Annotated in this window: 20 protein-coding genes; 15 read left to right on the top strand and 5 right to left on the bottom strand. The window is 70.7% G+C overall.

The window, feature by feature from the left end:
• Positions 1 to 4: 4 nt before the first annotated feature.
• Positions 5 to 1,342, top strand: coding sequence for a PLP-dependent aminotransferase family protein (locus TN53_RS16885; protein ID WP_046259326.1), 1,338 nt, complete (start codon positions 5 to 7; stop codon positions 1,340 to 1,342).
• Between the two features lie 31 nt (positions 1,343 to 1,373).
• Here the strand turns inward: TN53_RS16885 and TN53_RS16880 are convergent, their stop codons facing one another.
• Entirely contained in the window at positions 1,374 to 3,137 is a 1,764-nt protein-coding gene (locus tag TN53_RS16880; RefSeq protein ID WP_046259325.1) for a serine hydrolase domain-containing protein, read from the bottom strand.
• A gap of 85 nt (positions 3,138 to 3,222) precedes the next feature.
• On the opposite strand from TN53_RS16880, the gene TN53_RS16875 reads away from it, so the two are divergent.
• The 5 genes from TN53_RS16875 (at position 3,223) to TN53_RS16855 (ending at position 9,114) form a co-directional block, all read left to right on the top strand.
• Positions 3,223 to 4,332, top strand: coding sequence for an NAD(P)H-dependent flavin oxidoreductase (locus tag TN53_RS16875; RefSeq protein ID WP_046259324.1), 1,110 nt, complete (start codon positions 3,223 to 3,225; stop codon positions 4,330 to 4,332).
• Positions 4,329 to 5,882 (top strand): acyl-CoA synthetase, encoded by a 1,554-nt coding sequence (locus tag TN53_RS16870; RefSeq protein WP_046259323.1) that lies wholly within the window; start codon positions 4,329 to 4,331, stop codon positions 5,880 to 5,882. Before TN53_RS16875 ends, TN53_RS16870 begins: the two co-directional genes overlap by 4 nt.
• Before the next feature lie 165 nt (positions 5,883 to 6,047).
• Positions 6,048 to 7,787, top strand: coding sequence for a hypothetical protein (locus TN53_RS16865; protein WP_046259372.1), 1,740 nt, complete (start codon positions 6,048 to 6,050; stop codon positions 7,785 to 7,787).
• Entirely contained in the window at positions 7,784 to 8,140 is a 357-nt protein-coding gene (locus tag TN53_RS16860) for a hypothetical protein (RefSeq protein WP_046259322.1), read from the top strand. The genes TN53_RS16865 and TN53_RS16860 overlap by 4 nt, the downstream gene beginning before the upstream one ends.
• A gap of 23 nt (positions 8,141 to 8,163) precedes the next feature.
• On the top strand, positions 8,164 to 9,114 hold the full coding sequence (locus TN53_RS16855) for a hypothetical protein (protein ID WP_046259321.1): 951 nt from the start codon (positions 8,164 to 8,166) through the stop codon (positions 9,112 to 9,114).
• A gap of 3 nt (positions 9,115 to 9,117) precedes the next feature.
• On the opposite strand, the gene TN53_RS16850 is transcribed toward TN53_RS16855, so the two are convergent.
• Positions 9,118 to 11,511 (bottom strand): penicillin acylase family protein, encoded by a 2,394-nt coding sequence (locus TN53_RS16850; RefSeq protein WP_046259320.1) that lies wholly within the window; start codon positions 11,509 to 11,511, stop codon positions 9,118 to 9,120.
• Positions 11,512 to 11,618: 107 nt separating this feature from the next.
• Here TN53_RS16850 and TN53_RS16845 point away from each other — a divergent pair, with 107 nt between their 5' ends.
• Entirely contained in the window at positions 11,619 to 13,112 is a 1,494-nt protein-coding gene (locus TN53_RS16845; RefSeq protein WP_046259319.1) for an acyl-CoA synthetase, read from the top strand.
• A gap of 145 nt (positions 13,113 to 13,257) precedes the next feature.
• On the opposite strand, the gene paaK is transcribed toward TN53_RS16845, so the two are convergent.
• Positions 13,258 to 14,553 carry a phenylacetate--CoA ligase PaaK gene (gene paaK, locus TN53_RS16840; protein ID WP_046259318.1) on the bottom strand — a complete coding sequence of 432 codons (1,296 nt, stop codon included), beginning with the start codon at positions 14,551 to 14,553 and terminating at the stop codon, positions 13,258 to 13,260.
• A 196-nt stretch (positions 14,554 to 14,749) separates the two neighbouring features.
• Between paaK and TN53_RS16835 the strand changes: the two genes are divergently transcribed.
• Positions 14,750 to 15,619 (top strand): alpha/beta fold hydrolase, encoded by an 870-nt coding sequence (locus tag TN53_RS16835; protein WP_046259317.1) that lies wholly within the window; start codon positions 14,750 to 14,752, stop codon positions 15,617 to 15,619.
• Here TN53_RS16835 and TN53_RS16830 read toward each other — a convergent pair.
• The gene (locus TN53_RS16830; RefSeq protein ID WP_046259316.1) at positions 15,597 to 17,351 is read right to left on the bottom strand and encodes a sulfatase; all 1,755 of its coding nucleotides are present in this window, start codon (positions 17,349 to 17,351) and stop codon (positions 15,597 to 15,599) included. The genes TN53_RS16835 and TN53_RS16830 overlap by 23 nt on opposite strands.
• Positions 17,352 to 17,486: 135 nt before the next feature.
• Positions 17,487 to 19,097 carry an acyl-CoA synthetase gene (locus TN53_RS16825; RefSeq protein ID WP_046259315.1) on the bottom strand — a complete coding sequence of 537 codons (1,611 nt, stop codon included), beginning with the start codon at positions 19,095 to 19,097 and terminating at the stop codon, positions 17,487 to 17,489.
• A gap of 165 nt (positions 19,098 to 19,262) precedes the next feature.
• Here TN53_RS16825 and TN53_RS16820 point away from each other — a divergent pair, with 165 nt between their 5' ends.
• From TN53_RS16820 to TN53_RS16790, 7 genes are all read left to right on the top strand, one after another.
• A complete protein-coding gene (locus TN53_RS16820) occupies positions 19,263 to 20,063 on the top strand; it encodes a crotonase/enoyl-CoA hydratase family protein (RefSeq protein WP_046259314.1) in 801 nt (266 codons plus the stop codon).
• Positions 20,064 to 20,201: 138 nt separating this feature from the next.
• Complete coding sequence (locus TN53_RS16815; protein ID WP_046259313.1) at positions 20,202 to 21,143, top strand: Zn-ribbon domain-containing OB-fold protein; 942 nt, start codon at positions 20,202 to 20,204, stop codon at positions 21,141 to 21,143.
• The gene (locus tag TN53_RS16810; protein WP_046259312.1) at positions 21,140 to 22,183 is read left to right on the top strand and encodes a thiolase domain-containing protein; all 1,044 of its coding nucleotides are present in this window, start codon (positions 21,140 to 21,142) and stop codon (positions 22,181 to 22,183) included. The genes TN53_RS16815 and TN53_RS16810 overlap by 4 nt, the downstream gene beginning before the upstream one ends.
• Positions 22,180 to 23,346, top strand: a complete 1,167-nt coding sequence (locus TN53_RS16805; RefSeq protein ID WP_046259311.1) for a thiolase domain-containing protein — start codon at positions 22,180 to 22,182, stop codon at positions 23,344 to 23,346. Before TN53_RS16810 ends, TN53_RS16805 begins: the two co-directional genes overlap by 4 nt.
• Positions 23,347 to 23,452: 106 nt before the next feature.
• Complete coding sequence (locus tag TN53_RS16800) at positions 23,453 to 23,695, top strand: DUF397 domain-containing protein (protein ID WP_046259371.1); 243 nt, start codon at positions 23,453 to 23,455, stop codon at positions 23,693 to 23,695.
• Positions 23,696 to 23,823: 128 nt separating this feature from the next.
• Positions 23,824 to 24,726, top strand: coding sequence for a universal stress protein (locus TN53_RS16795; RefSeq protein ID WP_046259310.1), 903 nt, complete (start codon positions 23,824 to 23,826; stop codon positions 24,724 to 24,726).
• A gap of 30 nt (positions 24,727 to 24,756) precedes the next feature.
• Positions 24,757 to 25,356: a CGNR zinc finger domain-containing protein gene (locus TN53_RS16790; protein WP_046259309.1), complete on the top strand. Its 600-nt coding sequence runs from the start codon at positions 24,757 to 24,759 to the stop codon at positions 25,354 to 25,356.
• The last annotated feature ends 153 nt before the right edge of the window (positions 25,357 to 25,509 follow it).

The raw sequence follows: 25,509 nt of genomic DNA, 5'->3' as shown, positions 1-25,509 counted from the left end.
CCGCATGGCAGCCGCTCGGTACAAGAAGCTGGTCGACGCGCTCGCATCCGACATCCGGAACGGGCGGCTCGCAGCCGGCACGCGCCTTCCGACCCATCGTGGGCTCGCCGACCGTGAGGGAATCGCCGTGGTCACCGCGACTCGCGTGTACGCCGAGTTGGAAGCGATGGGCCTGGTCAGCCGAGAACAGGGCCGCGGCACGTTCGTGCGTGACATCGCGGTGCCCGCCGGTCAGGGGATCGATCTCCAATTCGTCGCCACCGACGCGGTCGACCTCAACTTCAACTATCCCTCGCTGCCCGGCCAGGCCGACCTCCTACGGCAGGCCCTGCGCGAGATGGCCGGCTCCGGCGATCTCGACTCGCTGCTGTCCTACCAGCCACATCGAGGGCGTGCACAGGACAGAGCCACGATCGCGCGGCACCTGAGGCGTCGCGGCATCGCCCCTGACGCGGACCAGATCCTCGTCGTCAACGGCGCGCAGCACGGCCTTGCCGTCACCGTCATGGCCACGCTCAATGCCGGCGAGGTCGTCGCGGCCGACGCGCTCACGTACCCGGGGTTCAAGGTGCTCGCGCATGCCCTTCGTCTGGATCTACAACCCCTGCCCACCTCTGCCGACGGACCGGATCTCGATGCATTCGAGAGGCTGTGCGCGACCCGCCCCGTGCGCGCTGTCTACACCATGCCCACCTTGCACAACCCTCTGGGCTGGGTCATGCCCACGACCGGGCGCACCCGTCTGATCGAGGTCGCCCGTCGGTACGGCGTGCTCATCATCGAGGACGCCTCGTACGCCTTCCTCGTCGAGAACCCGCCACCGCCGCTGGCTGCCACCGCGCCGGACATCACCGTCTATGTCTCGGGACTTTCCAAGAGCGTCGCGACGGGCCTCAGGGTCGGCTTCGTCGCCGCTCCGCCGTCCAGGGTGCCGTCGCTCGAACGCGCGATTCGGGCGACCACCTGGAACACTCCGGCCCTCACCACCGCCCTCGCCTGCCGCTGGCTGGAGGACGGCACGGTGGACCGGTTGGAAGCGCGGAAACGCGACGACGCCACGGCCCGTCAGGCACTCGCCGTGCAGGAGCTGGCGGGTCTGCCGCTCATCGGTCACCCCTCGTCCTACTTCACATGGCTGCCGCTGCCCGACGACGCACGCGCCGATCGACTGACCGCCACCCTCGCGCGTCAGCACATCTCGGTGAGCACGGCGGAGCCCTTCACCACCACCACGCACACACCACAGGCGCTCCGTCTCGCCCTGGGCTCCACCGATACGGACCGTCTCCGGTCGACGCTGCGCACCGTGCGACGCGTCGCTGTCGAGGACGCCTACGCCTGAACCTCCCGGGGCCGGCGCGGGAACAGCTCCTTCAGTCGGCGGCCGGCACCCATCCCACAGCGGCGATCCGCGCCGCGTCGCCCGCCCGCGCCTCGTCGAAGAGGGCGCCGCCGGCACTCCCCACGCGCAGCCCGTCGACGTATGCTCCACGGCCCACGTACAGCCGATCGGTCGTGTACCGCCAGCGCAGGGCCAGTTGAGGGTGCGCCGGTAGATCCGCCGTGAGCCGGTGCCACGCACGGCCCGACCAGCCGGTGACCGTGCCCGTGGGATGCGCCTCGTCGGGGCGTGTGGTGGTGAAGGGGACCGGCTGCCATGTCGCCCCGCCATCCGTCGTCGCTTCCAGCGCGAGGGCGTCCGCCTGGGGTTCGGTGTCCCACCACAGCGCGCACCGCAGCCGTGCGCCGCCGGACGACGTGTCGAGCACCGGCAACGTGAGCGTGGCCGTCGTGGCGCTCGCCATGCCGGAGAACCAGGCGCTGCGGCCGTATCGCGGCCGTACCGGCACAGCGCGCGCCATGTTGTTCGCGGCGGCCACCCGAGGTGCGGAGCCGGACCGCCAACTCCGCACCGGGTGCACCGAGTTGCCGAGCACGATCAGGAACGAGTCCGTCGTGGGGTCGAGAACCAGCGACGTACCGGTGAAGCCCGTGTGCCCGGCCGTGCGCGGAGTCGCCATCGCGCCCATGTACCAGTGCTGGTAGAGCTCGAAGCCGAGCCCGTGTTCATCCCCCGGGAACGCGGTGTTGAAGTCGGTGAACATCAACTCCACCGACTCGCGACGCAGGATGCGGACCCGGCCGTAGGAACCTCCGTTGAGCAGCGTCCGGCCGAGCACGGCCAGGTCCCAGGCGCAGGAGAAGACACCCGCATGACCCGCGACTCCGCCCAGGCTGAACGCGTTCTCGTCGTGCACCTCACCCCATACCAGCCCTCGGTCGAGGCCGGACCAGGGCTTTCGGGCGTCCTCGGTCGCCGCGACCCTCGGTCTCCAGGCGGCGGGTGGGTTGTAGCGGGTGCGGCGCATGCCGAGCGGGGCGGTGATCTCCTCGTGGAGGAGTGTGTCCAGGGTGCGGCCGGTGATCTTCTCCAGGACCAGTTGGAGGGAGATCAGGTTCAGGTCTGAGTAGAGGTACCTGGTGCCCGGGGGGTTGAGGGGTGCCTCGTTCCAGATGAGTCGGAGCTTCTCCTCGTACGTCGGCGCGTTGTACAGCGGGATCCAGGCGCGGAACCCCGAGGTGTGCGTGAGGAGCTGACGGATCGTGATGTCCTGCTTGCCCGCGCCGGCGAACTCCGGGAGATACCCGGCGACCGTGCCCTCCAGCTCCAGCGCGCCCCGCTCGATCTGCTGCACCGCCAGGATCGAGGTGAACAGCTTGGACACCGAGGCCAGGTCGAAGACGGTGTCCTCGGCCATGGGGATCTGGTCCTCGGGTGCGAACTCGACGCCGGTGTCGGTCTTCTCGTCGTACGCCGAGTAGCGCACCGCCATGCCGATCGGCCGGTGCAGGGCCACGGTGCCGCCGCGTCCGGCGAGCAGCACGGCGCCCGCGTACCAGGGGTGCTTGGGGGAGGGGGCGAGGAACGTCTCGGCGTCGGTGACCAGTTGGCGGAGGTGACCCTCCAAGAGCCCGGCGCGTTCGGGGGAGCCGTGGCGGAGGGTGGGCGCCCCGGCGCGGGGTGCCGCTGAGGCGGGTCCGGCGGGGAACGGGGCGATGGAGAGTGCGCCTCCCAGAGCGAGCGCTCTTCGGATGATGTGACGGCGGGTCAGTCCGTTGGACACCTCATCAGTCATCGTGGAACTCTAACCCCGCGATCGAATCTGACGGAGCATCAGAAAACCCCTTCCGTCCTCCGGAGGACTGCGGCATCCTGCGCCCATGCAGACGGAGCTGAGCAAGAAACTGGGAGTCGAGTACGCCATCTTCGGCTTCACGCCGTTCCCCGCCGTCGCTGCGGCCATCAGCCGGGCCGGCGGCTTCGGCGTGCTCGGCGCGGTCCGCTACACCGCCCCCGACGACCTCAAGCGCGACCTCGACTGGATCGAGGCCCATGTCGAGGGCAGGCCCTACGGGTTGGACGTCGTCATGCCGGCCAAGAAGGTCGAGGGGGTGACCGAGGCCGAGGTCGAGGCCATGATCCCCGAGGGGCACCGGCAGTACGTCAAGGACACCCTCGCCAAGTACGGCGTACCCGAACTGGCCGAGGGGGAGGTGTCCGGCTGGCGGATCACCGGGTGGATGGAGCAGGTCGCCCGCACCCAGCTCGACGTCGCCTTCGACTACCCGATCAAGCTGCTCGCCAACGCCCTCGGCTCGCCGCCCGCGGATGTCGTGGAACGCGCCCACGACCGGGGCGTGCTCGTCGCCGCGCTCGCGGGCAGCGCCCGGCACGCCGTCAAGCACAAGGAAGGCGGCATCGACATCGTCGTCGCCCAGGGCTACGAGGCCGGCGGGCACACCGGCGAGATCGCCTCGATGGTGCTGACCCCCGAGGCCGTGGACGCCGTCGACCCGCTGCCGGTACTGGCCGCGGGCGGCATCGGCAGCGGACGGCAGGTGGCGGCCGCGCTGGCGCTCGGCGCCCAGGGTGTGTGGCTGGGCTCGCTGTGGCTCACCTGCACCGAGGCCGAGATGTCCTCGCCCGCGGTGACGCGGAAGCTGCTGGAGGCCGGCTCCGGCGACACGGTCCGCTCGCGTGCTCTGACCGGGAAACCCGCACGCCAGCTGCGGACCGAGTGGACGGACGCCTGGGACGACCCGAACGGCCCCGGCACCCTGCCCATGCCCCTCCAGGGTCTGCTCGTCGCCGATGCCCTCACGCGCATCCAGAAGTACGAGGTCGAGCCCCTGCTCGGCACCCCCGTCGGACAGATCGTCGGCCGGATGAACAGCGAACGCAGCGTCCAGGCCGTCTTCGACGACCTCACGCGCGGTTTCGAGCAGGCCGTCGACCGAGTCAACCGCATCGCCGGAAGGAGCGGCCAGTGACGAGCACACCCCCCGCGGGCTTCTGGGCCCAGGCCACCGCCGACCCCGACCGCACCGTCCTCGTCGCCCCCGACGGCGAGAAGTGGACCGCCGGCCGGCTGCACGCCGCCGCCAACCGTCTCGTGCACGGCCTGCGCGCCGCCGGCATGGAGCGCGGTGACGCCTTCGCGGTCGTCCTGCCCAACGGCGTCGAGTTCTTCACCGCCCATCTCGCCGCCACCCAGGCCGGGTTCTACCTCGTCCCGATCAACCACCACTTCGTCGGCCCGGAGATCGCCTGGATCGTCGCCGACTCCGGCGCCAAGGTGCTCCTCGCCCACGAGCGCTTCGCGGGTCCCGCCCGCCAGGCCGCCGACGAGGCCGGCCTCCCCGCCACCCACCGGTACGCGATCGGCGAGGTCGACGGCTTCCGCCCGTACGCCGAACTCCTCGAAGGACAGCCGGAGTCGGCGCCCGAGGACCGCACCCTCGGCTGGGTCATGAACTACACCTCGGGCACCACAGGGCGCCCCCGCGGCATCCGCCGCCCGCTGACCGGCAAGCTCCCCGAGGAGGCCTACCTCGGCGGCTTCCTCGGCATCTTCGGCATCAGGCCGTACGACGACAACGTGCACCTCGTCTGCTCGCCGCTGTACCACACGGCGGTCCTCCAGTTCGCGAGCGCTTCCCTTCATATCGGCCACCGTCTGGTGCTGATGGACAAGTGGACGCCCGAGGAGATGCTCCGGCTGATGGACCGGGAGAAGTGCACCCACACGCACATGGTCCCGACCCAGTTCCACCGCCTGCTCGCGCTGCCGGAGGGCATCAAGGCGCGCTACGACGTCTCGGCCATGCGCCACGCCATCCACGGCGCCGCGCCCTGCCCCGACCATGTGAAGCGGGCCATGCTCGACTGGTGGGGCCCCTGCGTGGAGGAGTACTACGCGGCCAGCGAAGGCGGCGGAGCCTTCGCCACCGCCGAGGACTGGCTCAAGAAGCCGGGCACGGTCGGAAAGGCGTGGCCCATCAGCGAGTTGGCCGTCTTCGACGACGACGGCAACCGACTGCCGCCCGGTGAACTCGGCACCGTGTACCTCAAGATGAACACGGGCGGATTCTCTTACCACAAGGACGAGAGCAAGACGAAGAAGAACCGCATCGGCGACTTCTTCACTGTGGGTGATCTCGGCCTCCTCGACGAGGACGGCTATCTCTTCCTCCGCGACCGCAAGATCGACATGATCATCTCGGGTGGGGTCAACATCTATCCCGCCGAGATCGAGTCCGTCCTGCTCCAGCACCCCGCGGTCGCCGACGCCGCCGCCTTCGGCATCCCGCACGACGACTGGGGCGAGGAGGTCAAGGCCGTCGTGGAACCGGCCCCGGGCCACGAACCCGGTCCTGACCTGGCCGCCGACGTCCTCGCCCACTGCGCTGGACAACTCGCCGGCTACAAGTGCCCCAAGACCGTCGACTTCATCACCGAGATGCCTCGCGACCCCAACGGCAAGCTCTACAAGCGACGGCTGCGGGACCCGTACTGGGAGGGCCGCAGCCGCCCGGTGTGAACCCCGGTAGCAGGACGTCTACGCCGGAAGCAGGGGTGTCCGTCCCCTCATCGGCGGCATTACGGAGCGTATTCACGCGCTCTGTCTCCACGCGTGTCGTGGTCCTCCCTAGGCTGATGGACTCTCAGATGGCTTGAATCTGGGTTGCTTTCGGTGCATCGGGGGATCGTTTTGAGCGCCGTACCGCATCAACCTTCATGGAGGCCTGCGCCCGCACCGCCCGGGCCTTCCACCCTGCCCCACGCCAGCGAGGCCACCAGGCTGCTGTGCGCGGGCACCTACCTCGACACCGTCTACCGCGACCGGGTCATCGAGGAACTGCATCTCAACAAACAGCGCCTCGTGGCGCCCTCGCTGGGCTTCGACGCGGCCCGTGTCGTCGCGCACGCCCTGCGGGCGCGGCGGGTCGAAGTGGCCTGGGCCTCGGGGATCGTGGGCCTGTGGGTGGTGGGACTTCCGCTGACCGACCGGGAGTTGGCCGGATATCTGATGCCCAGCGCGCTGCTCGCGGTCGGGGTGAGTATCCGCGGCAAGGAGGAACGCCCGGCGTTCGCCCGGCGGTTCGCCTCGCTGGTCTTTCGCTGGCTGGGCCGTCTCGTCTTCGCGGCCCTCCTCGTCGCGACCTTGCTCGCCGCGTTCTCCGGTACCGACGACCTGGCCGACCCCTACGACGACGAGCCGGGCATGAAGGGCACACTCAAGTCCCTGCTCCCGCTGGCGTCGGCGCTGGCCGGCGGCGACGGCACCGTCAGCCCGCTCCAGGCATGGCTCGGGCTGCTCCTGTTCGTGGCCGTAGCCCTGTGCGTCGGCGCACAGCGCAGCCAGTTCGCGCGCGCCCTGAGCGGGGAACTGTCCCCCTCACGGTTCCCGGACGCCGTGTCCGACCCCGCCGAAGGGGCCGAGGGCGAGCGGTTCCAGTACGTGAAGGACCGCATCCGGCGCGAACAGCACCAGCCGCTGATCATGTACCACGAGGCCCGCCCGTTCTGCGGGGCCGGCGCCGCCTACGACACCTGGGTGCTCGCCGTCGAGATGCGGCCCGACGACTCCGGCACCCCGCAGCCGCTCAGCAACCGGGCGGTCCTGGAGACCGTCCGCCCGCTCCTCGAAGGGCTGCGGCTCCCCTCGGAGTACGCCGGCCACACGGTGCGCGACCGGCTGCGCTGGCTGGAGATCGACGAGTGCGTGTTCCTGCCCGTCGAGGGCCTCGAACAGCGCGAGGAGGCGCCGTACCACCCGCAGGCCTTCGAGGAGCACCGGGCACGCGCGATCGAGGAGGGCGCCGAGAAACGGCGGCACTTCCTGCGCGTGCGCGTCGGCGGCTGGGAGGAGGAACTGGTCGTCACGGTCTTCGTCCGCACCCATACACAGGGCCGCATGCTCATGCTGGAGATCGCGCCGCATGTGCTGATGCCGATCCGCGAGGACTTCAAGGACGCCGACCGCGCGGCCCACCAGTTCCGCAACAACAACGTGCTGGGCAAGGTGGGCTGGGCCGCGGCCCAGGTGCCCGCCTCCGCGGTGCGCTCCTTCATCACCGTGTGTCAGGCGATCGCGTGGGGCTGGGAGTTGCTCACCGGCGGCTACAACAACGCGCTTCCCGACGGACCCGCCGTGTCCGTGCGCGAGTTGGGCGCGGCCCGGTCGGGGTCGCTCTTCCAGCGGATGGATGTCGACCGGTACCTCAGGAGTGTCCAGGACCGCATCACGCACGGCGTCCGCATGGCACTGGCCGCACACGGCTACCAGACCGGCGAGTTCGTGCAGAAGGTCATCAACATCAGTCAGGGCGGTGTGCACATCGACTCCGTCGCGCACAGCACCTTCGCGGTCGGCAAGCATGCGCGCGCCTCCTCCGCTCAGACCGGCGGCACCGTGCCGCCAGAAGGGACCCGGCAGCCATGACCTCGGCGAACGAGCCGCACGTCAGGATCGGCGACGTCACGCACAGCACCTTCGCCGTGGGCAGTCACGCCCGCGCCGAGAGCCATCAGGCCACGACGCCGGGGGGTGGCGAGGCCGACGAGGAACTGCTGGCCGCGGTCCGCGGCCTGCGCGCCGACCTCCTGCGTGTCCAGCAGGACGACCGGATCCGGCGCCTGGACGACGTACTGGCCGAGACCGAGGACGAGATCACCCGCACCGGCGCCGCCGGCGAGGGCAGGCGGCAACGGCTGCGCGGACTGCTGGAGGACGCCCAGGCGGTGCTCGCCCTGTTCACGTCGGCCGGAGCGGTGGCCGGGCTGCTGGGGATGTGAGTGATGAACGGGGGAGAGGGAAGATGACCGACGGGCGCCAACGCCACTGGAACGAGGAGACCCAACGCTGGGAGCAGGGGCCCGCGGGCCCGGCCCCCGTGACCCCACCCCCGCCGCGCAGACCGGACGAGACACCGCTCCCGCCCCAGCCGGACGCGGGACCGGTTCCGCCCTGGCCGGACCCCACACCGCCCCCGGGACCGACCGTGATCCTGGGACAGCAGCCGCCCGAGGCGGAGCCACACCCCTTCGCCCGGCCCCCTCAGAGGACCGGCCGCCGGACCGTGTGGGCGGCCGTGCTGATCGCGGTCGCCGTCGTCGGAACCGGCGTGAGCCTCGCGGTGACCCTGACGGACGACGACGGCGACGGCCCGGTGATCGCGACCAGCACGACCGCGAGCCCCGAGCCCACGCCGCCGACGTCCGCCCCCGAGCCGTCCACGCCCGATCCGGCGACCACGTTCGACACGGAGTTCCCGACCGCCGAGGGACTTCCCGCCGGCTATGTGGCGTACGACGACCCGGAGGGCTTCCGGATCGCCGTGCCCGAAGAGTGGCTGCGCACCGCTTCGCCCTCGCAGTACGGCATGGACGTGGTCGACTACCGCAGCCCCGACGGGGACCGCAGACTCCAGGTGTTCCAGGTGGAGGAGTCCTCGCCCGACGAGTCGTTCGAGGTGCTCCTGTCCCCGGAGTACTCCAAACCCGACGGCTTCGTCCAGCTCTCGCTCGAGAGCCGGGACGGGACCGGGTCCGCCGCCCTGCTGGAGTACCTCGCGGACTCCTTGGGAGACGAACCCGACCTCGGCCCATGGCACGTCTACGACCTGCGCTTCGTGGCCCAGGACGACGAGGTCTACGCGCTGATTTCCTACGGCCCCGACGCCGACGGTGGCGCCGACGAACTGGAGCTTCTCGGCACGGCGTCCAACTGGTTCTGCCCGCCGGACACCTTCTGTGACGAGCCGACGTGAGACTCAGCGCTCCCGCACATGGACGATCCTGAGCCCGGGCGACGTCAGGATGTCCCTCTCGCAGAATCGGGACGTCACCCACTTCTCCTGGGAGTACAGCCGGGTCTGATCGCTGTAGTGCGACGAGTTCGGGTTCGAGGACTGGGAGTACGACAGGAGGGTGCGGGCCACCGGGCAGTGGCTGCCGTCCCAGCCGACGGCCTGGATGTAGCTGGAGCCGGTGGTCACCTCTGTGTAGCCCCCGTGGGCCGGGTCCCACACCGGCTCGACCTTGTTCCAGATGCCCAGCGACTCGGTGCCGCCCGAGACCGCGATGCGCTGATTGTTGCGTACGACGAACTGGTGCTGTCCGAGCGGGGAGTTCAGTGCGATGCCCGCCGCCCGCAACTCGGTGACCGCGTCCGCGAGGGCCGTGGCGAAGGCGGGCGCCGCCGTGTCGAGGGTGTGCGGTGTGTGCACCGGGTCGGCGGCCGAGAACGGCACCCTCCAGAGCTGGGCCGCCGGGATCTTGCGCCACAGCCGGTCGAAGAGCAGCGCGCCCCGGCTGTCGGTGTTCACCGTACGGTCCCATGCGGCGAGCACCCCACAGGCCTCGCTGACATCAACGGCCTTGCCGTCACTGCCCGTTGCCGTACCTCCCGGCAGCACCGCGCACGCCTTCGCCGCGTCGGCCGCGGCCAGGCCGCCCGCGGGCACCCGGTTGGCGAACTGCTGCGCCTGCAGATCCCGCACGGTCAGCCGACCGCGCTGTGCCATCGCCGACACGTCCTCGATCGCACCCCGGGTCCGCAGCGACCGCTGTGTGCCGATGGTGCCGAAGACCCGCTCGTACCCGGTCAGCGGCCGGTCGGCGTTGGCCAGCCAGGCGCTGTCGTTGGAGTTCTCCGCGTACGCGGCGTCCGTGAGGGTCGGCATCCTCGCCGGACCGAAGACGCCCGGCTGCACGGCGTCGGGATCGGAGCCGAGCGCGCAGTCGCCACGCGAGCCGTCGAGGATCGCCAGCCCGGCGGAGGGATAGGTGACCTTGCCCAGGGGCGTGGAGCAGCGCTGGGCCAGCTCGTCGGTGATGCGGGGGACAACCTGGGACTGGGTGAACAGCGTGTGGCCGCCCGAGTCGGCGGCGACCGTGTTCACCCACGGCAGGCCCTGTGTGCGCTTGAGCGAGCCGAGGACCTCCGCCGTGGAGCGGGCCCTGCTGAAGCCGAGGGCGGTGTCGGAGGCGCGCAGGTTGGCGGAGTTGGGATCGTTGAGGGCGTACGCCGTGGTGCTGGACCAGGGCAGGGGCAGCGAGGCGCCGAACGAGGTGACCACAGGGCCGTACCGGGTCCACCACTGCGTCCGTGTCACCGGGGCGCCGTCCTTCACCCGGACGCTCACCGTGCGCTCGGTCATCTTCTCCGGCCTGCCGTCCACGAGGTAGGCCGTCGGGTCGGCCGGATCCAGCGTCAGTTGATGGAGGTTGAGGGGGACGCCGGTCGCGACGGTGTGGCTCCAGGCCACCTTCGCGTTGTGGCCGATGGAGACCGTCGCGGAGCCGAGCAAGGAGCCGCCGGAGACGTTGAGTTCACCGGGGATCGTCTGCTGCGACTGCCAGAAGCGACGGCCGCCCTGCCAGGGGTAGTGGGGGTTGCCGAGCAGCAGCCCGCGGCCGTCGGCGGTGGTCGTGCCGCTGAAGGCGACGGCGTTGGAGCCCATGTCGGCGGTGTCGGCGGCCAGTAGTTCCCGGGCCGCACGGGCGGTGTCCTGGGCGTCGGGCGCCGCCGTGGAGGTCGTCGTGGGCGGCTGGGCGGCGGTGATGCCGTCCACGCCGCGTCCCTGTCCGCCGAGGACGGCGAGCGCGAAGCCGCGCGCGGCCACGTCGAGGGCCGTCACCGGGCGGACCCAGGCGGCGCCCTTGCAGGCGGGGTCGGTGACGCGGTTCTGCTCGAGCCAGGCGTTGTAGCCGGCCGCGAAGCCCCGCATCAGGTCCTTCGCCTGTCGGCTGGGTCCCCGCGGCGCCGGTTCGGCGAGCAGTTTCTCGACCGTGCGCGCCTCCCGCACGCCCTGGAAGTAGAGGTCGCTGGAGAGGTTCCTGGCGGCCGAGGAGAGCGAGAAGTCGGGCGCGGCGTCGGGCCCGAAGTACCGGGAGCGTTCCCCGCGCACGGTCGCGAAGCCGTCGGCGAGCGTGCACACCTGGTCGGCGGCCTGGGCCCAGCCGGTTCCGAAGCCGAGGTCCGTGTAGTTCTTCGCCAGGATGTGCGGGATGCCGTACTCGGTGTAGCGGATCGTGGCGGACAGGCCGCCGTGCGAGGGGTGCTGCTGACGGTTCTGGCCTTCGGCCGCGGCTGCCGGCAGCGCGGACGTGGCGGTGAGCAGGGCGACTGCCGCGACGAGTATGCGTCTGAGGCGGGTGCGCATCGTGCCTCCCAACGTCATTGAGGGAAGGAGCGGTTGAGGGTACCAACGGGTATGTGTCCTGGACCCGTGCTTGACCTCCCGGTGTGAGGGACCGAGGATCATGTGTCATGACGCCTGGACACGGCAGCACGGTTGACGGGTTGCTGCGGCGCAGCGCCCGGCGCACCCCGGCACGGGTCGCGGTGGAGTACGGCGATCGCTCATGGACGTACGGGGAACTCGACGAGGCCGTCTCGCGCGCGGCGAGCGTCCTGCTCGCCGAAGGCCTGACGCCGGGCGACCGGGTCGGCGCCTACGGCCGCAACTCCGACGCCTACCTCATCGCCTTCCTCGCCTGCGCCCGCGCGGGCCTGGTGCACGTCCCGGTGAACCAGAACCTGACCGGCGAGGACCTGGCGTACATCGTCGGCCAGTCGGGCAGCTCACTCGTCCTCGCGGACCCGGAGCTGGCAGACCGCCTCCCGGAGTCCGTACGCACCTTGTCCTTGCGTGACACGGACGACGCGCTGCCGGCCCGGCTGGAGTCGGCGCCCGTGTACGACGGGCCCGAACCGCGCAGCGAGGACCTGGTCCAGCTGCTCTACACCTCGGGCACCACGGCGCTCCCGAAGGGCGCGATGATGACGCACCGCGCCCTGGTGCACGAGTATCTGAGCGCCATCACGGCACTGGACCTGAGCGCGGGCGACCGCCCCGTGCACGCCCTCCCGCTCTACCACTCGGCGCAGATGCATGTGTTCCTGCTGCCGTATCTGGCGGCCGGGGCGACCAACATCATCCTCGACGCGCCCGACGGCGACCGGATCCTCGACCTGATCGAGGCGGGCCGCGCGGACAGCCTCTTCGCGCCGCCGACGGTGTGGATCGGCCTGTCGAACCGCCCCGACTTCACCACCCGCAATCTCGACGGACTGCGCAAGGCGTACTACGGCGCGTCGATCATGCCGGTGCCCGTGCTGGAGCGACTGCGCGAACGGCTCCCGAAGCTCGCCTTCTACAACTGCTTCGGGCAGAGCGAGATCGGCCCGCTGGCCACGGTCCTGGCCCCCGACGAGCACAAGGGCCGGATGGACTCCTGCGGCCGCCCGGTCCTCTTCGTCGACGCCCGCGTGGTCGACGAGGACGGCAAGGAGGTCCCCGACGGCACACCGGGCGAGATCGTCTACCGCTCACCCCAGCTGTGCGAGGGCTACTGGGACAAGCCCGAGGAGACCGCCGACGCCTTCCGCGACGGCTGGTTCCACTCCGGCGACCTCGCGGTCCGTGACGCCCACGGCTACTTCACGATCGTCGACCGCGTGAAGGACGTCATCAACTCCGGGGGCGTACTGGTCGCCTCACGCCAGGTCGAGGACGCGCTCTACACCCACGACGCCGTCGCCGAGGTGGCGGTGATCGGCCTGCCGGACGAGCGCTGGATCGAGGCCGTGACGGCAGTCGTCGTCCCCCGCGAGGAGGTGGAGGAGGCCGAACTCATCGCGCACGCACGCGAGAAGCTCGCCCACTTCAAGGCCCCGAAGCGGGTGCTGTTCGTGGACGAGCTGCCTCGGAACGCGAGCGGGAAGATCCTCAAGCGGGAGCTCAGGGACCGGTTCGCCTAGGCGGCCGGGTGAAGTCCTCTACGGTTCGGCAGCGCCTTGAAGGGGCGCGGGGCCGTATCGATCTGCGGCTCCGCCGCGGGGCGCGACCAGCCACGACGGGGCCGCGGACGGCCGACGGCACATCGCGGCACTTCCCGCGGAGCGCTCAGCGGGGGCGCAGGTCCACGATCCGTCGGATCTTGCCCACCGACCGTTCCAGCGACTCGGGTTCGACGATCTCGACGGTGACGGAGACGCCGATGCCGTCCTTGACGGCGGCGGTGATCGCCGACGCGGCCGCTTCCCTCGCCTCGGGGGTGGCGCCGGGGCGGGCCTCGGCACGTACGGTGAGGGCGTCGAGGCGGCCTTCGCGGGTGAGGCGGAGCTGGAAGTGCGGCGCCACACCGGGCGTCCGCAGGACGATCTCCTCGATCTGGGTGGGGAAGAGGTTCACACCGCGCAGGATCACCATGTCGTCGCTGCGGCCGGTGACCTTCTCCATGCGGCGGAACACGCGTGCCGTGCCCGGCAGCAGCCGCGTCAGGTCCCGGGTCCGGTACCGGATGACGGGCATCGCCTCCTTGGTGAGCGAGGTGAAGACCAGCTCGCCCTTCTCGCCGTCCGGCAGCACCTCGCCGGTGAACGGGTCGACGACCTCCGGGAAGAAGTGGTCCTCCCAGATGTGCAGCCCGTCCTTGGTCTCCACGCACTCCTGCGCCACACCCGGACCGATCACCTCGGACAGCCCGTATATGTCGACCGCGTCGATCGCGAACCGCTCCTCGATCTCCCGGCGCATCTGCTCCGTCCAGGGCTCGGCACCGAAGACGCCGACACGGAGCGAGGTGCCGCGCGGGTCGATGCCCTGGCGCTCGAACTCGTCCAGGATCGTCAGCATGTACGACGGGGTCACCATGATGATGCCGGGCTTCAGGTCCTGGATCAGCTGGACTTGACGGGCCGTCATGCCGCCGGACGCGGGGATGACCGTACAGCCGAGCCGTTCGGCGCCGTAGTGGGCGCCGAGGCCGCCGGTGAACAGGCCGTAGCCGTAGGCGACATGGACGATGTCGCCCGGCCGGCCGCCCGCCGCCCGGAGAGAGCGGGCCACCATGTCGGACCACAGGGAGAGGTCGCCGTCCGTGTAGCCGACGACCGTGGGGCGTCCGGTGGTGCCGCTCGACGCGTGGATACGGCGGATGCGGTCCTGCGGCACGGCGAACATCCCGTACGGATAGTTCTCGCGCAGGTCCGCCTTGGTGGTGAAGGGGAAGCGGGCGAGATCGCCGAGGGACCGGCAGTCGTCCGGACCGACCCCCGCCTTGTCGAAGGACTCCCGGTAGAACGGCACATGGTCGTAGGCGTGTCGCAGGGACTTCCGCAGCCGCTCCAGCTGGAGCGCCCTCAGTCCCTCCTCGTCGAGCCGTTCCCCCGCGTCCCACAGCTCCGTCGCGTCCGCCACCGGAACGTCTCCTTCACCAACCACAGCAATACGGGCGACCGATCATTCGGTCGAGGTGCTGAGGATCAGTAATCCAGGCCACCGGCGATCAAGCAAGGGGTCGTCCCGCACTTTCTCGACGCGTCGTTCCGCATCGGCCGGGCCCTGGGAGGAACTGCGTTGCGACGGGGGCACAGGACGGTTGAGGATCGGCGCCATGCCGACCTTCACTTCGTACGACGGGACCGAACTCGCCTACCACCTGAAGGGTGAGGGCCCGCCGCTCGTCGTCCTGCCCGGCGGACCCATGCGCGCGTCTGCCTACCTCGGGGACCTGGGCGGGCTCAGTACCCACCGGCGACTCGTCCTGCTCGATCTGCGGGGCACGGGGGCTTCCGCGACCCCCGCTGATCCGGCAACGTACCGCTGCGACCGGCTCGTGGACGACGTGGAGGCGCTGCGGGTTCACCTGGGGCCGGCGGAGATGGATCTGCTCGCGCACTCGGCCGGCGGCAGTCTCGCCATGCTGTACGCCGCCCGGTATCCGGCACGGATACGGCGGCTGGCGCTGGTCACGGCCATTCCATGGGCGCTGGGCATGCCGGTGACGGACGAGGACCGGTTGGCGGCGGCTGTGCTGCGGAAGGACGAGCCGTGGTTCGAGGAGGCGTTCCCCGCGTTCGCGGCCTCGCTCGACGGGACCGGCGGTTACGACCCCGTGTTCGCGCCCTTCTTCTACGGTCGCTGGGACGAGACCGCCGCGGCACACGACGCGCGCGGGGACGAGGAGTTCAACGACGCGGCGGGGGCCGCGTACGGATCGGCGGGCGCCTATGACCCGCCCGCGACCCGGGAGGCGCTCGGGCGGCTGGATCGTCCGGTGCTCGTGCTCGCGGGGGAGGTCGACAACGCCCCCCGGCCCGCGCTCGCCCGCCGCGCCGCCGACGTGTTCCCGCACGCCGAGCTCGTGGTGCAGCCCGGTGCCGGGCACTATCCGTGGCTGGACGACCCGGAATGGTTCGTACGACGGATCGGCACGTTCCTCGGGGCGCCTGTTCGGTACCTCACTTCCCGTACGCCGTCATGAACCGGTCGCGGAACGTGTCCATGCCCCACACGGGCGCGTTCCCGGCGGGCTTGAGCCCGTCCGTCCAGCCCCAGTCGGCGATCCGGTCGAGGACCTTCGGATCGCGGGCCACGATGGTGATCGGCACGTCCTTGTTGGTGTCGCCCCCGGTGACCGTCGGGACGGGCTGGTGGTCGCCGAGGAAGACGAGGACCGTGTCGTCGTCGCCGTAGCGCTCGACCCACTCGGTCAGGCTCTGCAGCGAGTACTCGATCGCCTTGCGGTACTCCGTGCGCACGGACTTGGAGCTTTTCCAGACCTCCTTGGGGTCCGTGCCTTCCTTCTTGATCTGCTCGAAGACCGAGCCGTCACCGAGCTGGTCCCAGTCGACCATGCGGGCGATGGGGGACCAGGGGTTGTGGCTGGAGGCCAGGATGATCTCCGCCATGATCGGGTCGCGGTTCTCCTTGCCGTGCTCCAGGCGCTCGAAGGCCTCCAGGCTGAACTGGTCGGGCACCGGCGTCCAGCTGAAGTAGGGGCCGTTGTAGCCGAGGTGCGTGGAGTCGTAGATGTGGTCGAGGCCGAAGTACTTGCCCTCGGGCCAGGCCTTGCGCACCCCCGGCACGATACCGACCGTGCGCCAGGCGCCGGTCTTCTGGAAATAGCTGGTCAGGGTCGCGCGGTCGCCACCGGTCAGGCTCCGGTAGCGCTGCTGGTTCTTGACCCACAGGCCGGACAGGAACGTCGAGTGGGCGAGCCAGCTGCCGGCGCCCGTCACGGGCGAGCGGAGCCAGCCGCTGCGCGAGGCGAAGCCGGCGGCTTTGAGCCTGCTGTCGCCCTGCTGGAGGGCCGCGTCGATCTGCGGGGCCATCGCCGGGTCGTCGATGGCGACCCGGCCGTAGCTCTCGATGAAGGTGAACAGGACGTCCTTGCCGCGCAGCCCGGTCAGCAGCTGGTCGGGCGGGGTCTTGGCGAAGGCGTCGACGGCGGCCTTCTTCTCGAACTCCTGGGCGTCGAAGATGCCGTCGCGCACCTGCTGCACCCGGTTGGCGACGAACTGCGTGTTGCCCTTGGTGGCGAAGGGGACCCCGCCGAACTGCACACCCAGCGTGAAGCAGACGATCCACACGATGCCGAGGACGAGCGTGCTGCGCAGCGCCACGGGACGGTGCCGTACCAGGAGGTTCGTCAGCCGCACCACCGCGAGCGTGCACAGGGCGAGGACGGCGACGGCCAGCACGATGGCCCCGGTCACCGCGAGCACCTGTCCCGAGCGGCCGAACGACTCCCTGACGAAATCGGTCGCGTCGTCCAGCAGGATCCAGTCGAAGACCAGATCGAAGGGGCGGGCCAGGGTCTGGCGGAAGCCCATGTCGAGGAACTTGACGATGGTGAACAGCCCGATGAGCACGCCCGAGACGACGGCCGTGATGCGCCGGGCCCGCCTCGGCAGCGCGAGGAGCAGGCCCGCGAGGAGGATCGCCTCCACGGGCAGGCGCAGGAACGCCTGGACGTTCATCCGGTCGAGACGGTTGGGCATGAGCAGCGCGCCGAGCACCAGGGCGGCGGCGAGGACGGTCGTGCCGATGCTCACGCCGCGTGCGGTACGGGGGAAGCGGCCGCGCCAGCCGAACCAGCCGGACTTTCCCCTGACCTCCTCGACCGTCTCCTGCCCCGTCTCCTGATCATCCGCCTCCGCACCGCCCTCGGTGGCTTCCGGCAGCTGACGAGAGCGAGGTGTGAAGAGCGACACCCGGCGGTCCTTCCGTACGGTCTTGCGATGGCATGCCAACAGAGCCCTGTGACCGAGCCTGCCACCACCAGTACGTCCGCACGTCACCTTCGGTTCAATCCGGCGGGACCGAAACCGAGGAAAAGGGCCGGGGCGTCACCCGTCCGCCCGCACCGCCACCTCCCGTGCCCACCGGTAGTCGGCCTTCCCGCTGGGGGACCGCTGGATGGAGTCCTCGATCACCAGCTGACGCGGGATCTTGTAACCCGCGAGCCGGCTGCGGCAGTGCGTCCGGATGTCGTCGAGGGACGGCCGGGGCGCACCCTCCCGCAGCTGTACGACGGCTGCCACATGGTGGCCCCACCTGGTGTCCGGCACCCCGGCCACCAGCGCGTCGTACACGTCCGGATGCGACTTGAGCGCCTGCTCGACCTCCTCCGGGTACACCTTCTCGCCGCCCGTGTTGATGCACTGGGAGCCCCGGCCGAGGACGATGACGACGCCCTCCTCGTCCACGGTCGCCATGTCGCCGAGCAGCACCCAGCGCTCGCCGTCCTTCTCGAAGAACGTCTCCGCGGTTTTGCGCGGGTCGTTGTAGTAGCCCAGCGGCACATGGCCGCACTGCGCGACGCGGCCCACCTCGCCCACCGCGATCGGCTCGTGCGTGGCCGGATCGACCACCTGTGTACGGGAGTTGACCCGCACCCGGAAGCCGCGCTCCGGGCCGGCGTCATCGGTGGCCGTGCCGTTGAAGCCGGACTCCGAGGAACCGAAGTTGTTGAGCAGCATCACGTTCGGGACGAGCTCCAGGAACTGCCGGCGCACGGTGTCCGACATGATCGCCCCCGACGAGGACACACTGAACATCGACGAGGTGTCCGTGCCCTTCATGGGGCCCTTGAGGGCGTCGATCAGCGGGCGCAGCATCGCGTCCCCGACCAGGGACATGCTGGTGACCTTCTCCCGCTCGATCGTCCGCAACACGTCCTCGGGTGAGAACTTGCGGTGCAGCACGATCCGTTGGCCGAAGTTGAAGCCGATGAACGCGGTGAGCGTGGAGGTGCCGTGCATCAGCGGGGGCGTGGGGAAGAAGGTGATCCCCGAACCGCCGGCCGCGACCCGCTCGGCGAGCTCCTCGGGCTTCTTCACCGGCTCGCCGGTCGGCGCCCCGCCCCCCATTCCCGAGAAGAACAGGTCCTCCTGACGCCACATCACACCCTTGGGCATTCCGGTGGTGCCGCCGGTGTAGATGATGAACTGGTCGTCGCCGGAGCGCTGCGGGAACCCGCGCTCGGGGGACCCGGCGGCCTCGGCGTCCGTGAAGGCCACGGCGTCCACGCCGGGCACGGATTCGCCCACCCGCACCAGGTGGCGCAGCTTCTGCGTCAGCGGCAGCGCGGCGGCCACCCGGTCGGTGAGCTCCGCGTCGAAGACCAGGCCCACCAGATCGGCGTCCCGGTAGAGATGGACCAACTCGTCCTCGACGTAGCGGTAGTTGACGTTCACCGGCACGGCCCGGGCCTTCAGGCAGCCGAGCGCGACCTGCAGGTACTCGATGCCGTTGTACATGTGCAGCCCGACGTGCTCACCCGGCCGTATCCCGCTGTCGATCAGATGGTGACCGATGCGGTTGGCCGCCGCGTCCAGCTCCGCGTAGGTCAGCCGGCGCTCCGCACCTGTGCCGGGGACGTCGATGTACACCAGCGCCTCGCGGTCCGGGACCACGTCGACGACCGACTCGAACAGGTCGGCAAGGTTGTACTCCACCGCTCCTCCTGACCTCGCTCCGCACCGGTTGCCGGTCATCAGAGCAAAGGGCGACCCAACTGTGAAGGCTCCGCGCGAAGAAATCTGACTGACTGTCAGAAAACTCTTGAAGAGCCCGGGCCGCTCCTGCAACCTGTTCTCGTTCTTTCAGAGGGGAGATGGGCGATGGGTGGGACGGAACACCTCACTGTGCGGCGCGAAGGCGCCACACTGGTGCTCACACTCAACAGGCCGGAGGCCAAGAACGCGCTCTCGCTGGCGATGCTCGTCGGCCTGTACGACGGCTGGGTCGAGGCCGACGCCGACGACTCGGTCCGCTCGATCGTGTTCACCGGCGAGGGCGGCTCGTTCTGTGCCGGCATGGACCTCAAGGCCCTGGCCGGCCAGGGCATGGAGGGAGAGCAGTACCGGGACCGGCTCAAAGCCGACCCCGACCTGCACTGGAAGGCGATGCTGCGCCACCATCGCCCCCGCAAGCCGGTGATCGCCGCCGTGGAGGGCCACTGCGTCGCAGGCGGCACGGAGATGCTCCAGGGCACCGACATCAGGGTCGCGGGCGAGTCGGCGACCTTCGGCCTGTTCGAGGTCAGACGCGGCCTGTTCCCGATCGGCGGCTCCACGGTCCGCCTCCAGCGCCAGATCCCGCGCACCCACGCCCTGGAGATGCTGCTCACGGGCCGCCCGTACAGCGCCCGCGAGGCCCTGGACATCGGCCTGATCGGACACGTCGTCCCCGACGGCACGGCACTGACCAAGGCCCTGGAGATCGCCGAACAGATCAATGCCTGCGCCCCGTTGGCGGTCGAGGCCGTCAAGGCCTCGGTGTACGAGAGCGCCGAGATGACCGAGACCGACGGCCTCGCCGCCGAACTCAAGCGCGGCTGGCCCGTCTTCGACACCGCCGACGCCAAGGAGGGAGCCCGCGCCTTCGCGGAGAAACGACCGCCCACCTACAAGCGAGCGTAGTGCTCCGCCGGGTGCGGCGGTTCGGACACCGCGGGCCGTCAGCGGCTGGTCGCGCGCACGCGGCGGAGCCGCAGATGTCACGGCCTCGCGCCCTTGCGGGCGCGATCCACCCACCTTGCTCCGAAGGAGGCAACCCCGATGCCCGCAGTCCTCAAAGCTCCTCTGATCGTCGAATTCCCGTTCACCCGCTCCCTCGGTCCCGTCCAGAGCGCGTTCCTCACCGGCCTGCGCGACCGCGTCGTCCTCGGTGTGAAGACCGGCGACGGCCGCACCCTCGTACCCCCCGTCGAGTACGACCCCGTCACCGCCGAGGAGATCCGCGACCTCGTCGAGGTCGCCCCCACCGGCACGGTCACCACCTGGGCCTGGAACCACGAACCCCGCCGCGGCCAGCCCCTCTCCTCGCCCTTCGCCTGGGTCCTGGTCCGCCTCGACGGCGCCGACACAGCCCTCCTCCACGCCCTCGACGCACCCCGCCCCGACGCCGTCCACACCGGCATGCGCGTGCGCGTCCGCTGGGCCGAGGACCGCGTCGGCGCGATCACCGACATCGCCTGCTTCGAGCCGTACGACGGCGACCCGGCCGAACCGACCGGCCACAGCGGCGAGTTCGAGGACCCGATCACCGGCATCGTCGCGGCCGCCCGCCTCGACTACGTCTACTCGCCCGGCCGCGCCCAGACCGCCTACATCAACGCCCTCTCGGAACGCCGCAACGTCGGCGAACGCTGCCCGTCCTGCCGCAAGGTGTACGTGCCGCCGAGAGGCGCGTGCCCCACCTGCGGCCTCGCCACCTCGGAACAGGTGGAGGTGGGGCCGGCCGGCACGGTCACCACGTTCTGCATCGTCAACATCAAGGCGAAGAACCTCGACATCGAAGTCCCCTACGTCTACGGCCACATCGCCCTCGACGGAGCCGGGCTCGCGCTGCACGGACGCATCGGCGGTATCCCGTACGACCAGGTGCGGATGGGCCTGCGCGTCGAACCGGTCTGGACGGAAGGGGGCCGCTACCCCGACCACTACCGGCCCACGGGAGAACCCGACGCGGACTACGAGACGTACAAGGAGCTGCTGTGACCAGGGACATCGCCGTCGTCGCCTTCGCACAGTCCGACGTCCTGCGCACCACCGAGGAACAGTCCGAGGTGGAGATGCTCATGCCGGTCCTGCACGACGTCCTGGACCGGACCGGCCTGAAGACCGCGGACATCGGCTTCACCTGCTCCGGCTCCAGCGACTACCTCGCAGGGCGCGCCTTCTCCTTCACCCTCGCCCTCGACGGCGTCGGAGCCTGGCCGCCGATCTCCGAGTCGCACGTCGAGACGGACGGCGCGTGGGCGCTGTACGAGGCCTGGACCAAACTGCTCACCGGGGACGCGGACACCGCGCTCGTCTACTCCTACGGCAAGTCCTCACCCGGGTCGCTGCGCGATGTGCTGACCCGGCAGCTCGACCCGTACTACGTCGCGCCCCTGTGGCCCGACTCGGTCGCCCTCGCCGCCCTCCAGGCGCAGGCACTCATCGACGAGGGCGCCACCGACGAACCGGCGCTCGCCGCGATCGGCGCCCGCAGCCGTGCGGTCGACAATCCGCGTGCCCAACTCACGGGACCCGTCCCGCAAGGGGACTACGTCGTACGGCCGTTGCGCGCCGGTGACTGCCCGCCGATCGGCGACGGGGCGGCCGCGGTGGTGCTCGCGGCAGGGGAGCGGGCCCGCGAACTGTGCACGCGCCCCGCCTGGATCCGCGGCATCGACCACCGCATCGAGGCACACGCCCTCGGCGTCCGCGACCTGACCGACTCGCCCTCCACCCGCCTCGCCGCCGAGAAGGCGGGCGCCTTCCAACGGCCCGTCGACACCGTAGAGTTGCACGCCCCGTTCAGCTCCCAGGAGATCGTGCTGCGCAGGGCGCTGAAACTGGACGACGGCGTTCGGGTCAACCCGTCCGGCGGGGCACTCGCCGCCAACCCGATGATGGCCGCCGGACTGATCCGTATCGGTGAGGCCGCCGCCCGTATCCATCGCGGCGAGTCCGACCGGGCCCTCGCGCACGCCACCTCCGGTCCCTGTCTGCAACAGAACCTGGTCGCCGTACTGGAAGGGGATCCGCGATGAGCAAGGAGCCCGTGGCCGTCATAGGCGTCGGTCAGACCAAGCATGTCGCGGCCCGGCGGGACGTGTCGATCGCCGGGCTCGTACGGGAGGCGGCGCGACGGGCCCTCGACGACGCCGAGTTGGGCTGGGCCGACATCGACGCCGTCGTCATCGGCAAGGCGCCCGACTTCTTCGAGGGCGTCATGATGCCGGAGCTGTATCTCGCGGACGCGCTCGGCGCGGTGGGCAAGCCGATGCTGCGGGTGCACACCGCGGGCTCGGTGGGCGGTTCGACGGCACTGGTCGCCGCGGGGCTCGTCGCGGCCCGCGTGCACGGCACCGTCCTGACGCTGGCCTTCGAGAAGCAGTCCGAGTCCAACGCCATGTGGGGTCTCTCCCTGCCGATCCCCTTCCAACAGCCTCTGCTGGCCGGGGCGGGCGGCTTCTTCGCCCCGCACGTACGCGCGTACATGCGGCGCAGCGGCGCACCCGACACGGTCGGCTCGCTGGTGGCGTACAAGGACCGCCGCAACGCGCTCAAGAACCCCTACGCGCATCTCCACGAGCACGACATCACCCTGGAGAAGGTCCAGGCCTCGCCCATGCTCTGGGACCCGATCCGCTACTCCGAGACCTGCCCCTCCTCCGACGGGGCCTGCGCGATGGTGCTCACCGACCGGGCGGGGGCGGCCCGCGCGCCGCGCCCGCCCGCCTGGATGCTCGGCGGCGCCATGCGCAGCGAGCCGACCCTCTTCGCGGGCAAGGACGCCGTCTCGCCGCAGGCCGGGAAGGACTGCGCGGCCGACGTGTACCGGCAGGCGGGCATCGCCGATCCGCGCCGGGACATCGACGCCGTGGAGATGTACGTCCCGTTCTCCTGGTACGAGCCCATGTGGCTGGAGAACCTCGGCTTCGCGGACGAGGGCGAGGGCTGGAAGCTCACCGAGGCAGGGGTGACGGAACTGGACGGCGATCTGCCCGTCAACATGTCGGGCGGTGTCCTGTCCACCAACCCCATCGGCGCCTCCGGCATGATCCGCTTCGCCGAGGCAGCCCTGCAGGTGCGAGGGCAGGCCGGGGAACACCAGGTGGACGGGGCCCGCCGGGTGCTCGGGCACGCCTACGGCGGCGGATCCCAGTTCTTCTCGATGTGGCTCGTGGGGTCCGAACCCCCAGATGCGTGAATTGCCTCCTTGAAGGTCACCGAAAGGTCCCCCTCACGTGGCCTGTCGGCACTCGGAGTCGATCGCTAGGCTGACCGCGGACGACGCAATCGGGAGGAGCACGGACGTGGCCGAGACCACCATCCAGCAGCAGCCGCTCATGGGCTGGGACAAGCCCGAGCTGGACCTCAGCAGCGCCGACTGGCACTCCAGCAGCCGTGGCCTGGGGGATGTCCAGATCGCCTTTGTCGAGGGTTTCATCGCGATGCGCAACAGCGGCCGCCCGGAGAGCCCTTCCCTGATCTTCACACCTGCCGAGTGGGGCGCGTTCGTGTCGGGCGCGCGGGAAGGGGAGTTCGACCTCACGTGACGTGACGGGCCGATCCGGCGGTGTTTCACCTGTTTTTCCGGACACGCGACCTTGAGCAGCCTGCCGGGGCCGGCGTCCGAGTGACGCTGGCCCCCGGGGGAAGGTCGTACTCCGGAGGTGAGGAACCCATGAGCACCCTGCCGGTCATCGCGGCGGTCGACGGTTCGGACGACAGCCTGCGCGCCCTGGACTGGGCCCTCGACGCCGCCCGCAGGCGGCGGGCACCGTTGCGGGTGGTCCATGTACGGCAGTACGCCGCGTGGGCCGGGCCCGACGTCCTGACCGCCGGGCCGCCGGAGTCGGACCAGGACTCGGTGCTGGACCAGGTGCGCGCCCGGGTGGCGGAGATCGCCGACCGGCCGGCGACGGAATATCTCGTACTGGAGGGCGCACCGCCCGCCCTGCTGCCCGAACTGGGCTCGACCGCGCAGCTGTTGGTGCTGGGCTCCCGGGGGCGTGGTGGCTTCGCGAGCCTGCTGCTCGGCTCCAACGGCATGGCCGCCGCGCGCGATGCGGAGTGCCCGGTGGTCGTGGTGCCGCGGCCGGGTCGTGAGGTGGGGTCGCAGACGCCCGCCGAACCGGGACCGCGCGTGGTCGTGGGCCTCCAGGCCGACAGCCCCGACGAGACCACGCTCGCCTTCGGCTTCACCGAGGCCGCCCTGCGGGGCGCCCGCCTCCAGGTCGTCACCGCCTACCAGTGGCCGCTCCAGACGTGGGCGATGCCGGGCGAGCTCGTCCCCGTGATGATCGACCAGGAGGCCGTCGAGAGAGAGGCCCGCACGCTGGCCGAGGGCTTCCTCGCCCCGCACCGCAAGCGGCATACCGATGTACGGCTCGATCTTCAGGTGGCCCCGGGTGACGCGGCCGGCCACCTCGTCGGGGCGTCCGAGGACGCGGAGCTGGTCGTCGTCGGGCGGCACCGGCGTCGGCTGCTGGCACCTGCCCGCATGATGGGGTCCGTGACTCAGGCGGTGCTGCTGCATGCGGCGAGCCCGGTGGCGGTGGTGCCGCCGGAACCCGGGACTGCCTAATGGGTAAGAGTGCCGCCTATCATTAGGGCCATGCAGGACACGACCCACAGGGACACCTACCTCGCGCTCGACCTCGCCCTCACCATCCGCCATGACGGACACGGGGGCGTGGCCGACGACCTGGGCGAACCCGCCGGGCTCACCGCATGGGTGCGGGCCCACCCCGACGTCGTGCCGAATGCCGCCGGGTACGTGGCCGGCGACGCGGAGCTGACCGCCGTACGGGAGCTGCGCGCCGCCGTCCGGTCCCTGTTCGCCCGCGCGGTACGACCCGGCGAGCCGAGCCCAGCCGATGCCGCGCGGCTGCTGCCCGTACCGCAAGCCGTCGAACTGCTCAACACGGCTGCCGCTCGCACCCCCACCGTCCCCGTCCTGCGATGGGCCGGCGGTGCCGAACCCGCCGTGGAGCGGCGTGCGCCGCACGGTGAGGAGGAACTGACGTCCGTTCTCGCCCAGGCCGCGATCGGCTTCCTCGCCGGCCCGGACCGGGAGCGGTTGCGCGCATGCCATGCGCCGCGCTGTGTGCGGTACTTCCTCAAGGAGCATCCGCGGCAGGAGTGGTGCAAGCCGTCTTGCGGGAACCGGGCTCGGGTGGCTCGGCATCATGAGCGGCACAAAGGGAGCGCTTAGCCGCGCTCTGTGCCGAGTCGGACCGTTCAAGGTCGCCGCGTTCGAGGCGAAGGGAACAGAGCCCCGCCGACACGGGCCCGCACCGCCCGCCGGAAGCGTACGCTGAGGTGCCTGTAGGTCACGGTGCGCGCTCGCTCCCCGCGCGGGTGTACC

Source organism: Streptomyces sp. WM6386, assembly GCF_000972385.1.
Classification (GTDB): domain Bacteria; phylum Actinomycetota; class Actinomycetes; order Streptomycetales; family Streptomycetaceae; genus Streptomyces.
This window is presented reverse-complemented; position numbering and strand designations above follow the sequence as displayed.

What these genes read in the sequence shown, in the direction of transcription:
- TN53_RS16885 (WP_046259326.1), top strand. Translation starts at nt 5, where the DNA reads ATGGCAGCCGCTCGGTACAAGAAGCTGGTCGACGCGCTCGCATCCGAC.
- TN53_RS16880 (WP_046259325.1), bottom strand. Translation starts at nt 3,137, where the DNA reads ATGACTGATGAGGTGTCCAACGGACTGACCCGCCGTCACATCATCCGA.
- TN53_RS16875 (WP_046259324.1), top strand. Translation starts at nt 3,223, where the DNA reads ATGCAGACGGAGCTGAGCAAGAAACTGGGAGTCGAGTACGCCATCTTC.
- TN53_RS16860 (WP_046259322.1), top strand. Translation starts at nt 7,784, where the DNA reads ATGACCTCGGCGAACGAGCCGCACGTCAGGATCGGCGACGTCACGCAC.
- TN53_RS16855 (WP_046259321.1), top strand. Translation starts at nt 8,164, where the DNA reads ATGACCGACGGGCGCCAACGCCACTGGAACGAGGAGACCCAACGCTGG.
- TN53_RS16850 (WP_046259320.1), bottom strand. Translation starts at nt 11,511, where the DNA reads ATGCGCACCCGCCTCAGACGCATACTCGTCGCGGCAGTCGCCCTGCTC.
- TN53_RS16845 (WP_046259319.1), top strand. Translation starts at nt 11,619, where the DNA reads ATGACGCCTGGACACGGCAGCACGGTTGACGGGTTGCTGCGGCGCAGC.
- TN53_RS16835 (WP_046259317.1), top strand. Translation starts at nt 14,750, where the DNA reads ATGCCGACCTTCACTTCGTACGACGGGACCGAACTCGCCTACCACCTG.
- TN53_RS16820 (WP_046259314.1), top strand. Translation starts at nt 19,263, where the DNA reads ATGGGTGGGACGGAACACCTCACTGTGCGGCGCGAAGGCGCCACACTG.
- TN53_RS16815 (WP_046259313.1), top strand. Translation starts at nt 20,202, where the DNA reads ATGCCCGCAGTCCTCAAAGCTCCTCTGATCGTCGAATTCCCGTTCACC.
- TN53_RS16805 (WP_046259311.1), top strand. Translation starts at nt 22,180, where the DNA reads ATGAGCAAGGAGCCCGTGGCCGTCATAGGCGTCGGTCAGACCAAGCAT.
- TN53_RS16795 (WP_046259310.1), top strand. Translation starts at nt 23,824, where the DNA reads ATGAGCACCCTGCCGGTCATCGCGGCGGTCGACGGTTCGGACGACAGC.
- TN53_RS16790 (WP_046259309.1), top strand. Translation starts at nt 24,757, where the DNA reads ATGCAGGACACGACCCACAGGGACACCTACCTCGCGCTCGACCTCGCC.